The sequence below is a fragment of the Maribacter litoralis genome (assembly GCF_003075045.1).
In the GTDB taxonomy this organism is placed as follows: Bacteria; Bacteroidota; Bacteroidia; order Flavobacteriales; family Flavobacteriaceae; genus Maribacter; species Maribacter litoralis.
In genome coordinates this window covers 788,943-802,843 of sequence record NZ_QCZD01000001.1, presented here as the reverse complement: position 1 = coordinate 802,843, position 13,901 = coordinate 788,943, and the positions used below count along the sequence as shown (strand labels likewise).

General features: G+C 34.8%; 15 protein-coding genes. 4 read left to right on the top strand and 11 right to left on the bottom strand.

Annotated features, from left to right (window positions below; translation table 11 throughout):
- The first annotated feature begins 5 nt into the window (after positions 1-5).
- On the top strand, positions 6-1,340 hold the full coding sequence (locus DCS95_RS03820) for an OprD family outer membrane porin (protein ID WP_116769497.1): 1,335 nt from the start codon (positions 6-8) through the stop codon (positions 1,338-1,340).
- A gap of 42 nt (positions 1,341-1,382) precedes the next feature.
- Here the strand turns inward: DCS95_RS03820 and DCS95_RS03815 are convergent, their stop codons facing one another.
- Together DCS95_RS03815 and DCS95_RS03810 are read right to left on the bottom strand one after the other, a co-directional pair.
- Positions 1,383-2,693 (bottom strand): NAD(P)/FAD-dependent oxidoreductase, encoded by a 1,311-nt coding sequence (locus DCS95_RS03815; protein WP_116769496.1) that lies wholly within the window; start codon positions 2,691-2,693, stop codon positions 1,383-1,385.
- Between the two features lie 137 nt (positions 2,694-2,830).
- Entirely contained in the window at positions 2,831-3,034 is a 204-nt protein-coding gene (locus DCS95_RS03810) for a YgaP family membrane protein (RefSeq protein ID WP_116769495.1), read from the bottom strand.
- 236 nt (positions 3,035-3,270) lie between these two features.
- Here DCS95_RS03810 and DCS95_RS03805 point away from each other — a divergent pair, with 236 nt between their 5' ends.
- The gene (locus DCS95_RS03805; protein ID WP_116769494.1) at positions 3,271-4,152 is read left to right on the top strand and encodes a sterol desaturase family protein; all 882 of its coding nucleotides are present in this window, start codon (positions 3,271-3,273) and stop codon (positions 4,150-4,152) included.
- 26 nt (positions 4,153-4,178) lie between these two features.
- Here the strand turns inward: DCS95_RS03805 and DCS95_RS03800 are convergent, their stop codons facing one another.
- The 9 genes from DCS95_RS03800 to DCS95_RS03760 form a co-directional block, all read right to left on the bottom strand.
- Positions 4,179-4,448, bottom strand: a complete 270-nt coding sequence (locus DCS95_RS03800) for a cation transporter (RefSeq protein ID WP_116769493.1) — start codon at positions 4,446-4,448, stop codon at positions 4,179-4,181.
- A gap of 12 nt (positions 4,449-4,460) precedes the next feature.
- A complete protein-coding gene (locus DCS95_RS03795; RefSeq protein WP_116769492.1) occupies positions 4,461-5,081 on the bottom strand; it encodes a Tll0287-like domain-containing protein in 621 nt (206 codons plus the stop codon).
- A 95-nt stretch (positions 5,082-5,176) separates the two neighbouring features.
- Positions 5,177-5,521 carry a rhodanese-like domain-containing protein gene (locus DCS95_RS03790; protein ID WP_116769491.1) on the bottom strand — a complete coding sequence of 115 codons (345 nt, stop codon included), beginning with the start codon at positions 5,519-5,521 and terminating at the stop codon, positions 5,177-5,179.
- Between the two features lie 85 nt (positions 5,522-5,606).
- Complete coding sequence (locus DCS95_RS03785; RefSeq protein ID WP_116769490.1) at positions 5,607-6,269, bottom strand: peroxiredoxin; 663 nt, start codon at positions 6,267-6,269, stop codon at positions 5,607-5,609.
- Positions 6,270-6,452: 183 nt separating this feature from the next.
- A complete protein-coding gene (locus tag DCS95_RS03780) occupies positions 6,453-7,862 on the bottom strand; it encodes an MBL fold metallo-hydrolase (protein WP_116769489.1) in 1,410 nt (469 codons plus the stop codon).
- 184 nt (positions 7,863-8,046) lie between these two features.
- On the bottom strand, positions 8,047-9,462 hold the full coding sequence (locus DCS95_RS03775; RefSeq protein WP_116769488.1) for an MBL fold metallo-hydrolase: 1,416 nt from the start codon (positions 9,460-9,462) through the stop codon (positions 8,047-8,049).
- A gap of 82 nt (positions 9,463-9,544) precedes the next feature.
- Positions 9,545-10,345, bottom strand: a complete 801-nt coding sequence (locus DCS95_RS03770; protein WP_116769487.1) for a sulfite exporter TauE/SafE family protein — start codon at positions 10,343-10,345, stop codon at positions 9,545-9,547.
- A gap of 70 nt (positions 10,346-10,415) precedes the next feature.
- The gene (locus tag DCS95_RS03765) at positions 10,416-11,048 is read right to left on the bottom strand and encodes a Crp/Fnr family transcriptional regulator (protein WP_116769486.1); all 633 of its coding nucleotides are present in this window, start codon (positions 11,046-11,048) and stop codon (positions 10,416-10,418) included.
- 2 nt (positions 11,049-11,050) lie between these two features.
- Positions 11,051-11,443: a DUF983 domain-containing protein gene (locus tag DCS95_RS03760; RefSeq protein ID WP_116769485.1), complete on the bottom strand. Its 393-nt coding sequence runs from the start codon at positions 11,441-11,443 to the stop codon at positions 11,051-11,053.
- A 182-nt stretch (positions 11,444-11,625) separates the two neighbouring features.
- On the opposite strand from DCS95_RS03760, the gene hemN reads away from it, so the two are divergent.
- Both hemN and DCS95_RS03750 read left to right on the top strand, forming a co-directional pair.
- Positions 11,626-12,987 (top strand): oxygen-independent coproporphyrinogen III oxidase, encoded by a 1,362-nt coding sequence (gene hemN, locus DCS95_RS03755; RefSeq protein ID WP_116769484.1) that lies wholly within the window; start codon positions 11,626-11,628, stop codon positions 12,985-12,987.
- A gap of 46 nt (positions 12,988-13,033) precedes the next feature.
- Positions 13,034-13,855 carry a universal stress protein gene (locus DCS95_RS03750; RefSeq protein ID WP_116769483.1) on the top strand — a complete coding sequence of 274 codons (822 nt, stop codon included), beginning with the start codon at positions 13,034-13,036 and terminating at the stop codon, positions 13,853-13,855.
- The last annotated feature ends 46 nt before the right edge of the window (positions 13,856-13,901 follow it).

Sequence of the window (13,901 nt, the reverse complement as noted above, 5' to 3'; positions counted from 1 at the left end):
TCTACATGCGATTACTATATCTTTTCATTTGTTGTTTGCCTATTTTTTCGATCGCTCAAGACGCTGTATCTGTTGAGAAAAAGGGAGAGCTTTCTGGTCAATGGCGAACATATTATATGATGACCGCCAATAAAGGAGATCTTAAAGATTTCAATGCTTTAGCAACAGGAGGAAAACTTAAATATCAATATAAATTATTTAAGGCTTTGGAAATAGGGGCTGCCCTATATAATTCAACAAATTTGGGTCTGCAAGATTTAACTATAGCAGATGCTACTACAGGTAAATTAAGTAGATATGAAGAAGGATTGTTTGATAGGTTAGATTTAGAAAGCGATGCTGTCTTTTTATTAGGTGAAATGTATGCGAAATTTAATTTAAAACGGCATTCCTTTACACTGGGTAGAATGAAGGTCAATACACCACTGATCAATCCTGAAGATGGTAGAATGATACCTACTTTGGTTCAGGGGTTTTGGTATAAATACAATAAACAAAAGACATCGCTTCAGTTTGGAATATTAAATGAAATTGCGCCCAGATCAACAGGGGAGTTCTATGGTATTGGGGAGAGTATTGGAACGTATCCTGTTGGCAGAAATAAAAATGGTGATGCTTCTCAATATAACAACAGTACATCGTCTGATTATGTAATAATGGGAAATGCCAATCTTGAAATAACAGAAGATTTAAAATTGAATATATGGAATCAATTTGTAGACAATATTTACAATTCATTCTACATAAGACCCTCTTATAAGTTATCTGAATCTGTACAAATAGAAGGGGAGTGGCTACATCAAAATAAAGTGGGCAATGGCGGTAATAGTATTGATTCCCTTCGTTATTTTAATCAAAACACTGCCGATGTTTTAGGATTGAAAATGTCGTATAAAAGTGGAGCAGGGCTAATTTCTTTAAGTTATAATAGAATTTTACCGAACGGTCAATTTCTATCGCCAAGAGAATGGGGTAGAGAAGACCTGTTTAGTTTTCAAAAGCGTGAACGTAGCGAAGGTTCAGCAGATAATCATGCTTTAGTATTCAATTATAAAAATGACTTTATCCTTTCAGAAGATCTAAATCTTATGTCGATATTAAGTATCGGTAAGCATTGGAAACCAGATGTGACCAATGCTATTTTAAATAAATATGCAATGCCTGATTATACCCATATTAATTTAGATATTTTCTTTAAGCTGAAGAAACTTAAAAACCTACGACCAGAGTTATTGCTTACATCTAAAATTGGTAATGGTGATATACTGGACAATGCTAATCTCTATTTTAATAAGGTAGATATGTTTCACTTAGACCTGATTCTTAATTATAATTTCTAAAGGGCATAAAAAAATCTCTGTTTATACAGAGATTTTTTAAAATTAAACATTTTTACCTTTCATCATTTTATTCCAGTATAAGTAGGGTAGTCCGTATTTTTTAAGCATCCATAATCTCCAGTGCTCTTTAGAAGAATCATTTATGAGCATTCTTTTTAATTTAGGATCTGGCGTAAAGTTATTGTCATAATCAAATTCTGCCAATACCATTTTTCCATAGTCCGTTACTAATGGGCATGAAGAATATCCATTATAAGATTTAGTTCCCATTTTATGACTATTCATTAAAAGGATTAAGTTGTCAACTACAATAGGCACCTGCTTACGAATTGCGGCTCCGGTTTTAGCAGTAGGTAATGCAGCGACATCTCCTAAGCCAAAGATATTAGCATAGGTATTATGTTGCATAGTTTGATGGTTGACATCTAACCAACCCGCAGCGTTAACTAATGTTGAATCTTTTACAAATTTAGGAGCTACAGAAGGCGGAGCGGTATGCATCATATCATAATGAATTCCATAACGGTTGCCATCAACGCTAACTTTTACATCCTTATAATTATATTGAAATTTTTCGTCTAATTTTAAGTCATCGACCTTGTTGCTAGAGATAACTACGCAACCACCAGCGGTAATTTCTTGACCCATTTCATACCAGGCAATTTGTTTATCACCATCAACAGCCACAAGTTTGTGATGAAACCTAAGGTTAATATCCTTTCGGTCAACTACCTCCATTAAGGTTTTAGCTATTTTCTTTACACCAAAAATAACCGTACCACCAGTAGCGAAAATGACATCTGTTTTTTTTCGGATTCCACTATTTCTAAAATGACTTTCTGCCAAGTACATTATTTTTTGCGGTGCTCCACCACATTTAATTGGGGTTGTAGGTTGCGTAAAAAGTGCGGTACCACCCTTGAAGTTTTTAATAACATCCCAAGTATGTTTAGGGTTTGTATAATTACTGCATACAATACCTTTATCTATAGCTTTGCCTAAGCCAGGCACTAAGCTGAAATCATATGCAAGACCTGGTGCAACTACTAAGTAATCATATGTAATATCTCCTTTGGTGGCAGTGTGTACAATATTATTTTCGGGGTCAAAACCTGTTGCCTTATCTTTTATCCAAGTAGCATTTTTTGGGATAACCGATGACATTGGGCGGGCAGTTTTGTCAAAGTCATAGGTGCCGGCACCTACTAGAGTCCATGCAGGTTGATAATAATGCGTATCTGCGGGTTCGATAATTGCAACGTCTTTTGCTTTCCTTTGAGTTAGAAGCTGTGCTGCTACCATGATACCTGCAGTACCTCCTCCAATAATTAATACCTGATGATGTGAACTCATTTTACTGTTATTTTTATGAATTTGATAAATATAGCAGATACAAAATAAATATTATGTAACCAATGTTACATTGAATCATGAAGGTTATAATTCATATCGATGTATTCTTTAATAAAAAGTATGGTATGTTAGCCTTACTATTTTGTTTTGCACGTACTAGCGCCGAATAAAGAATAAATAGGGCAAAAGCTAATGAAAGTAGTAAAGATTAAAACACCTGCGACAGCCGCCAAAATATAACCTATCGTTCCTGTAACGGTTTCGGTATAAAATGTAGTTAAAAGAGCAACAGCGATAAAAAGTCTAATAAAACGGTCTGTACTTCCTAAATTCTTTCTCATAATACTAATTTTAATAGTTTAGGTATTGTAAAATGTAATGTTGGTCAAATTTGATAGACCTATGTTATGGGTAATTTATATTTAAAAATATTACTAAGGCAAAATAGTATTAATCGACCACCTAAAAAATGATATTGGTCATATTCAAAATTGCTGTTAATCAATCAAGTGTATTGTAACTTTGGTTACAATACCATCAATACTAATATGGTATTTTTGCATAAAGTGTTAATGTCATGGAAGCATATGTAGAGGCGTTTTTAAATGCGATAACGGGAACATTAAGTTGGACATGGAAATCTATCCTATTCGATGTTCCATGGTATCTAAACTATTTTTGGGGACTCATTTTAATTTCACTTGTTGTTTGGTTTTTGGAGATTACTTTTCCGTGGAGAAAAGAACAAGGTGTGTTTAGAAAAGACTTTTGGTTAGATGGTTTTTACATGTTTTTCAACTTCTTTTTATTTGCTATTGCGATTAGTGGAATTTACAAAATACTAGGGGTGTTCTTTGAAGATATTGGCATTAAGGCTAATAGTTTGGCTCTAATTGATACTTCCCACTGGCCTATGTGGGCTCAATTGTTATTATTTTTTATCGTCTTGGATTTTGTACAGTGGTTTACACATACATTATTACACAAGTATGCCTTTCTTTGGAAATTTCATCAAGTACACCATAGTGTAAAGGAAATGGGCTTTGCAGCTCATTTGCGTTACCATTGGATGGAGAATATTCTATACAAACCATTAAAGACTTTTGGTGTAATGATTCTTGGCGGTTTTGAGCCAGAACAAGCCTATATTGTGCATTTTGCTGCCATAGCCATTGGGCATTTTAACCATTCAAATATAAAGATAACTTGGGGACCTCTTAAGTATGTATTAAACAACCCTGTGATGCATTTGTACCATCATGCCTATGATTTACCACCTGGTACATATGGTGTTAATTTTGGCATTAGTTTAAGTTTATGGGATTATATTTTTAAGACCAATTACATACCGGAAGACAGCGGTAATGTAAAGTTGGGGTATCCTGGAGATGAGAATTTACCACAAGATTTTATAGGTCAGATAACTCACGGTTTTAAAAAAAGAAGAAGTAATCAGTAGTTACTTCTTCTTAATAACTTTTAAGTTTAATCTGTTAGTTTGCCAGTGGCACAGCTTACATAAGATTTCGCTTTAGAGAATACAGAATTTTCTTCATTTAAACTGGGGTAACCAATGGATTTTAATTCTGATTTTACCGTAGCAATGTCTTCTTGCTTTAAAGCATCAAAAGAAACCGATGAAGATTCAACCGATACCGATACATTAGTTATTTTAGGTATCTTTTTTAATTTAGAAATAATTGTATTAGCACAGCCACCACATTTTAAATTTTGAATAGGAATTACTGATGTCATATCTTATTTATTTTATTCGTCTTTAAAACTTATACTCCAAATGCCTCTAACCTCATTTTCTTTATAGCCTAAAGCTTCGTCATATGGGTATGTATCGTTCAAAAGTTGGGTAACCTTTGGGTCGATATTTGTTTCTGGTACACCATGGCAGTTTAGGCACATGGTATTAGTAACAATAGGGGAATAGAAATTAGTTGTTCCGTTCTCACTAGTTAGTATAGGTTCGTAAGACTCGTTGTTATTAATTTTTGATTTAAAAAACTCAATATACTCAAGCTCTTTTTTACTTGCTTTATTATTTTGATTTCTTGGTTTATCGCTTACCCTTTTAATTTTAGCATGATGAACAGTTGCCATACTATCTGTTAGAGGATATGCCTTTTCATTACAAAACGCTACAGCACCTAATGGACCATTTTTTTGAATGTTGAGCATAAGATTCTTACCTAAAACTTTTTGGGTAGTTTGGGCATACATTTTACCTTTTTCTAAAAGTAGGCTATCGTTTATTTTAGTATCTATTTCAGACAAAGAGATACTGTCGGTATTTTCTAGAACTTCTTGCTTAACCTTTGGAGAATCTTTACAGCCAATTGCAAAAATAATCGTTAACATTAAAAAGATATTTTTCATAAGTATGACATTTAAACTATGTTGATTGCCTTTGAAATATACGATCTTTAGTAGATAAACTGCCAAAAGCTACCTATTAAAGATAGCCTTTGATTTTAATTCCAGGCAGTAAAACCTCCTTTAAGATCATATACTTGTGTAAAGCCCATTTTTAATAGTTTACGAGCTGCTTTTTGGCTTCTTGCACCTGATCTACAATATACATATACCGGTTTTTCTTTATTTACTTTTTCAAAATAAGCATTAAAGTTACCACCGTTAAAAAAATCAACGTTTATAGCGTTTTTAATGTGACCGCCATTATATTCTGACGGTGTTCTTACATCAATTGGTTTGATATTGTTAGTTTCTATTTGCGTGGCATATTCATTCTTGTTCAGTATAGTAATATTACCTGTGGTATCTTCTTTTTTACCAAAGAGTGTACTTAAACATGACATAGTATTTTATTTAAAATTAATATTCAACAATAGAAAGAAACGGTCTTGGTATATGACCGTTTCTTTCTTTAATCAACCACTAAAATTAGTTTAGACTTTTCTTGGCCAAATACCAATCTACCTTTTCTAAGGTGTCATCTGAAATACGACTGTTTAGTTCATCTAATGTCTTAGGCGGAGAAACAATGACTTTTTCACCTTTTTTCCAATCTAATGGCATGGCAACTTTATATTTGTCCGATGTTTGCAATGCTTCTAGCGCCCTAAGAATTTCGTCCATGTTTCTTCCAACGTTTAAAGGGTAGTACATTATTAGGCGAATTTTTTTCTTAGGGTCAATAAAGAAAACGGCACGAACTGCTGCAGTTTCACTTTCATTAGGTTGAAGCATTCCATATTTTTTGGAAACTTTCATATCCAAATCCGCTATAATAGAAAAATCAAAGTAGACACCTGTATTTTCGCGTACGTTTTGTACCCAACCTAAATGTGCATGTACACTGTCAATACTTAAACCTAAAAGTTCTGTGTCAAGCGCATCAAACTCCGGTTTTCTAATGGCAAATCCGCTCATTTCCGTAGTACATACTGGCGTAAAATCTGCGGGATGAGAGAACATTACTATCCATTTATTCTTCGCGAATTCTGATAATTTTATTTTTCCCTTAGTGGTTACGGCTTCAAAATCAGGTGCTATATCTCCAATTCTGGGAATACTTATTACTTCGTTATTCTGTATTGTTTCCATGTTCTTTTAATTTTACTTAAAGGTACAGATTGGGTAGGTTTAGAACAGTAACACTAGTTACATAGCAGAAAACAAATCAAAAAAAAGAGGAAGCTTTTTTCAAAAAGTATCCTCTTTTGCATCAATCAAACTACCATAAGGCAGCATCAAAAAAACTAAATCAAGTTTTAGTAATTATTACACTTATAATGTTGTAGGACAAACAAATTCCGTTACTGGTATACCAGCTTCCTTAATAACTTTAAATCCGCCTTTTACATCTATTAGATTATGAATTCCTCTGCTTTTTAAGATAGATGATGCGATCATACTTCTGTAACCACCTGCGCAATGCACATAGAAGGCTTTTTTATTAGGGAACTCTGCTAAATGATCATTTAAAAAATCCAATGGTGTGTTTTTGGTATCTATAACGTGTTCAGAAAGGTATTCAGATTCTTTACGAACATCGAATACAGGTACGTGATTGGTTTCAATAACTTTCTTAAGTTCATCTGCATCGACCTGACTAACGGTATCATACTCCATTGCGCCTTTTTTCCAAGCATCGAAGCCACCTTCCAAAAACCCTAAAGTTCCATCAAAACCTACTCGTGATAATCTAGTAACCGCCTCTTCTTCCATTCCTATTGGGGTAACCAATAAAATGGGCTGTTGTACATCTGCAATTAATGCGCCTACCCATGGGGCAAAACTTCCATCCAATCCTATAAAAATAGAGCGTGGAATATGTCCTTTGGCAAAATCATCTTGGTGACGAACATCTAAGACTATGGCACCTGTTTCATTTGCTGCAGCTTCAAAGGCTTTTGGGGAAAGAGCTCTTGTACCACGTTCTAAGACTTCCTTTATATCTTCATACCCTTCTTTATTGAGTTTTACATTTAGGGGAAAATATTGAGGTGTAGGCAGTAAGCCATCAATAACTTCATCAATGAATTCTTCCTTGGTCATATCTGAACGTAGGGCATAATTCATTTTCTTTTGGTTGCCCAAAGTATCTACCGTTTCTTTCATCATATTCTTGCCACAGGCAGAACCGGCACCATGAGCAGGGTAAACAATAACGTCATCTGCTAAAGGCATAATTTTTTCGCGTAGACTGTCAAATAAAAATCCGGCAAGGTCACGCTCCGTCAGTTCACCCATTTTCTGGGCAAGGTCTGGTCTACCAACATCACCTAGAAATAATGTATCGCCACTAAAAATAGCATGGTCTTTACCTTTTTCATCACGTAATAAGTAGGTGGTACTTTCCATGGTATGACCAGGAGTATGTAAAGCAATGATAGTTATATTGCCTAATTTAAATTCTTGGTTATCAGCTGCTATTAGAGCATCAAAAGACGGATTTGCATTTGGTCCGTATATAATTTCTGCACCGGTTTCTTTTGCCAGGGTTACATGACCGCTAACAAAATCGGCGTGAAAATGTGTTTCAAATATATATTTGATCTTGGCATTATCTGCAGCAGCTTTTTTAATATAAGGTTGTACTTCTCGTAGTGGGTCTATAATGGCTACCTCTCCATTGCTTTCAATGTAATACGCACCTTGTGCTAGACAGCCGGTATATATTTGCTCTACTTTCATAGTTTCATATTTATTATTAATTCAAAATTACATCTGTAAAATACATTGCACAGTAACCTAGGTTACATTTGCTTGATAATCGAGATTTAAATGCGCTGACACTTGCTCTAAAAATTATTTGTCGTTAGAAATGAAAAAAGCCTTGTGGTCTACAAGGCTTTTATTTTTTAGAACTATTTAAATTTTATAATAAGGTAGAAGGGCAAACATATTCCGTTTTAGGAAGATTTGTTTTTGAAATAGCTTCAAATCCGCCTCTGACATCGGTAAATTCCTTCCATCCTCTTTGTTTTAAAATTGAAGCGGCGATCATACTTCTGTAACCACCTGCACAATGTAAAACAAACGGCTTGTCTTTTGGAAATTGAGCTAAATGCTGATTAATTTCATTTAAAGGAACGTTTATGGCGTCTATTACATGTTCAGAATCGAACTCGCTCTTTTTTCTAACATCGATGATCAAGGAGTTATCTTTAGAGTATGAAGCTTCTAAATTGGTAGCATCTATTCTTTTTATGGTTTCAAAATCCTTTCCCGAGTTTTTCCATGAATCAAAGCCACCATCTAAAAAACCTACGGTATGATCATACCCAACTCTTGCCAAGCGGGTAATGGCTTCCTCTTGTTTGTCTTTATATGTTACCAACAAAATTTCTTGTTTAATATACGGTATCATTTCACCTACCCATTGCGCAAAGCTGCCTTCAAGACCAATATTGATACTATTGGGTATAAATCCTCTTGCAAAATCTTCTGCATCTCTAGTATCTAAAACCAAAGCTCCCGTTTCATTCGCAATGGCTTCAAAAGCCTCAGGGGAAAATGGCGTAGTGGCTCTGTCCATAATGTTGTCTAAACTTTCATAACCCTTAATATTCATTAAAACATTTTTAGGGAAATATCCTGGGGGAGTGGTAAGACCGGTCAATAGTTCTTTGATAAACTCCTCTTTGGTCATATCTGGTCTTAAGGCATAGTTTACTTTCTTTTGATGCCCTAAGGTATCTGTAGTTTCTTTGCTCATCATTTTACCGCAAGCGGAACCTGCGCCATGATTTGGATAAACGATTAGTTCATCGCTTAAGGGCATAATTTTATTGCGAAGAGAATCGAACAGATGTCCGGCTAGTTTTTCTTCGGTCAAATCTGCAACTACATGTTGAGCAAGATCAGGTCTACCTACATCGCCAATAAATAGTGTGTCTCCTGTAATAATGCCATGTTCCTTACCTTTTTCGTCCATTAAAAGGTAGGTGGTACTCTCCATAGTATGTCCTGGGGTATGAATTACTTTTACTTTATAATTTCCTACCTCAAAAATCTGATTGTCTTCTGCAGTTGTAGCTTTATAGCCAGGTTTTGCACCGGGACCAAATACTATTTCTGCTCCTGTTTTTTTCTTTAAGTCTAAATGGCCGCTTACAAAATCGGCATGAAAATGGGTTTCAAAAACGTATTTGATTTTTGCGTTATCTTTTTCAGCTCTATCTAAATAAGGCCGTACTTCGCGTAACGGATCAAATACTGCCGCTACTCCGTTACTTTCTATATAATAGGCTGCGTGAGCCAAACATCCTGTATAAATTTGTTCTACTTTCATGTTGTTATATATTTTGATTACTATGATAAATTTACTGTATGAAAAATCACTGTACAGTGACATTAGTCACATAAGCGAAATTTTATGTAAAGAATTCCATGTAGAAAATAAAGCCTGCCATAAGAAGAATAAAATAGCCAAAACCTTTCTTGAGTTTTTTACCGTCTATAAAATTACCAAGGTAACCACCAATAAAAATACCAATAAATGAGAGTGATGTAAAAATGGCAAGAAACTTCCAATCTATGAGCATGGTCATGGCATCGCCAAGAAAGAAACCCATTAGAGATTTAATGGCAATTATGATTAATGAAGTGCCAACGGCTACTTTCATTTCAACATTTGCCAAAATGACCAAAGCGGGAATAATCAAAAATCCGCCACCGGCGCCAATTAGTCCGGTAATACCGCCTACTAATAATCCTTCCAGTAAAATCAGTGGATAATTATAAGAGACCTCTCCTGTCTTTACGATGTTCTTTTCTTTTTTGAGCATGGAGTAGGCAGCCGGTATCATTAGTATGGCAAAAAGCCCGAACATTGCCATTCTACGTGTAAACTCAAATTCTTCAATTTGAAAAAGCACATCTGGCATTGCAGGTACTACGTAATGTCTAACTATGGTAACCCCTACAATAGCGGGAATACCGAAAACAATAGCTGTACGCCAATCAACATAACCTTTAAGATGTTGTTGCCAACCACCTAACAATGCACTTGCCCCAACTATAAAAAGAGAATAGGCTGTTGCTGCTTTTTCATCAATTGAAAAAAGATAGGCTAAAACTGGTACTGCCAATATTGAACCACCGCCACCAATAAGACCTAATGATACCCCTATGATCAAGGCACTGAAGTAGCCAAAAAACTGTATTATTTCCATGTGATATGTTTAGTATCACAAAAGTAGAACGGCTAATATGCCTGTGCAGTAACAATGGTTACAAAGGAAATTATAAATCTAAAATTTCCAGGTAATTTCTGTGTAATTTTATTTTACCCATTTCTTCCAACTTTTTCAATAGTCTAGATATTACCACTCTAGAACTATGAAGGTCATAGGCAATATCTTGATGGGTACTATGAATTATGTGGTCATTTGTAACCCTGGCTTTTTCTTTCAAATAACCGATCAAACGCTCATCCATTTTTTGAAATGCAATGTTATCTAATGTATTTAAAAGTTCATTTAGGCGTTCGTGATAGCTGTTGAAAACAAAGTTGCGCCAAGATTTATATTTTATGGTCCACTCTTCCATTTTTTGAATGGGAACCATAATAAGTTTGGTATCGGTTTCGGCAATGGCCCTGATCTCACTTTGATTATCTCCCATACAGCAAGCCATGGTCATGGAACAGGTGTCGCCCTGTTCTAAATAGTATAGCAATAGTTCATCGCCATCTTCATCTTCTCTCAGTATTTTTATGGCACCTGTAATCAATAAGGGCATACCTCTAATGTAGTCGCCTATTTCCATCAGTTTATATCCTTCAGGTACCTCTTTAAAGGTGCCAACTTGAACTATTTCGTTGATTAGCTCTCTTTCAAAGGTTTTTCCATATGCTACGGTCAGGTCTTGAATCATTCTTATGAATTAATTTTCTGTGCTATTTCTTTATCGAATTTAAAAAAAATATTTGCCCAAATAGATTTTGATACGGCAGCAATCCATGGCATTGTCAGTATTAATACAACAACAATGGCTATGAACAGGCCGGCTATTGAAAGCTGTAAGTTGAAAATCAACGACAGTAAATATGTTGCTACCGCCACGGCAATACCAACAGCATATGAAACATACATAGAACCCGTGTAAAAACTAGGTTCAATACTATATTTTAAATTACATTTTGGGCACTGTTCTTTTACCTTATTGAAGTTACTTAATTTATAGGGATTAGCTTCAAAGAATTCACCTTTATGGCATCTTGGGCATTTTAAAAATAGAATACTATATAATTTAGAACCTTGTAGTAACATAAAAGAAAGCATTTTAAATCAAAATTATAGTATCACAATATTCTTTTCGGTAACATTGGTTACATAGCAAAAGGCACATTTAAAGTTTATGAAAAGTAAACGTATTCATTATACTTTGAACTGATATAAATCATATTTTTTGGTATTTAAGACATGTATTTTTGTTATTAAATAAGATAAATATGTGTTCGCTTGTTCAAAAATATAATGTACCTGGACCAAGATATACCAGCTATCCAACTGTTCCTTTTTGGGATATAAATACCTTTTCTGGGAAAAAATGGGAGGAGACGGTCAAAAAAAGTTTTCATGCCAGTAATTCTGTAACAGGTATTAGCCTTTACATACATTTACCTTTTTGCGAAAGCATGTGTACGTTCTGCGGATGTCATAAGCGTATTACCAAAAGACATGATGTAGAAATGCCCTATATAAAATCAGTATTAAAAGAATGGCGATTATATAGTGAAATGTTCGATGAAAGACCTATAATTAAAGAGTTACATTTAGGCGGAGGTACACCAACTTTTTTTAAACCAGAGCATTTAAAATTTCTTATAGACGGCATATTAAGATTTGCCAACAAGGCAGATGGAGCCGAATTCAGTTTTGAAGGCCATCCTAACAACACCACTAAAGTGCACTTACAAGCATTATATGATGTAGGGTTTCGAAGAGTAAGTTTTGGAGTACAAGATTACAATGAAACCGTTCAAAAAGCAATACACAGAATTCAACCATTTATTAATGTAAAAAATGTTACCGAGTGGTCTAGGGAAATAGGGTACACCTCTATAAGCCATGATATTATTTTTGGACTTCCACATCAAAATTTAGAGCACGTAATCAATACAATAGAAAAGACTAAAGAACTGAAACCAGACCGTATTGCTTTTTACAGCTATGCACATGTGCCATGGCTGGCAGGCAACGGTCAAAGAGGTTATAATGATGCCGATTTACCGGCAGGAGAAGAGAAAAGGAAGCAGTATGAAGTGGGTAAAGAACTTTTATTGAAATTTGGTTACCATGAAATTGGTATGGATCATTTTGCTTTAAAAACGGACAGTTTGTACCAAGCACTGGAAAAAGGAAACCTACACAGAAATTTTATGGGTTACACAAGTTCAAATACACATTTAATGATTGGTTTAGGGGCATCTAGTATAAGCGATAGCTGGTATGGCTTTGCACAGAATGTAAAGAATGTAGAAGAATATCAAAACCTTGTAGAAAATGATATTATACCGTTGTATAGAGGACATATTTTAACGGAAGAAGATCAAATAATTAGAAGGCATATCTTAAATTTAATGTGCCAGTTTAAAACAACTTGGAGTGCTTATAAACTACATCTACCACAAATGGATGCCATTCTTGAACGACTGAAAGAATTGGAAGATGACGGCATAGTTACCATTGCCGAAGGTAGTTTAACAATAACAGAAAAGGGTAGACCCTTTGTACGTAATGTATGTATGGCATTCGATTTGCCTTTACAAGAGAAAAAACCAAATACACGGTTGTTTTCTATGACCGTGTAAGAATATTGCCGTCTCTATTTAATATGAATTGCTAAATAAAAAAATCATGAAGAAAATAATAGTACTTACAGATTTTTCAGAACCCTCGGAAAATGCCTTAAAAGCTGCGGCAGACTTGGCTAAAAAACATGATGTTGAGCTTTTTGCGGTGCATATGCTAGAGCTCAATCAGGCTATGTTGTCTACGCCCGATGGTATGTATATGGAGCAGACCGTCTTTTTGGTGAAACTAGCGGAGAAAAATTTAGCCGAGTTTTTACAAAAACCTTATCTAGAAGGTGTAAAGGTAACACCTGTGATCAAGCATTATAAAGTGTATAGCGAGCTAGATGCTATAGCAGAAGAACATGATGCAGATCTGATTGTAATGGGTTCTAATGGCTCTAGCGGATTTGAGGAAATATTCATTGGTTCCAATGCCGAGAAGGTTGTTAGAAATGCAAGCGTACCGGTATTGGTCATTAAAGGTGAGATTAATAGTTTAAGCATTGATAGATTCGTATTTGCTTGCGATTTCGATGATGATAATTTACCTGCCTTTCAAAAAGCAAGGGAGTTTGCAGATATGATCGATGCCAAAATGGAAGTTGTGTTCATTAACACTCCTAATGATGCTTTTATGAGCAATAGAGATGCTTATCAGAAAATTAATAAATTTTTAACCAAGGCCAATGCGGCAGTACAGGTTGAAATCTATAATGATTACAGTGTAGAACAAGGTATATTGAATTATGGCAATACCATTTTAGCAGATGCAATTGCTATGCCTACACATGGTCGTAAAGGTATATCTCATTTATTCAATGGAAGTATAGGTGAAGATGTAGTCAACCACGCCAGAATACCTGTTATAACTTTTAAAATATAGTTACTAGCCAAAATCTATAAACAAATGTACCCCCAAGGTAATTATC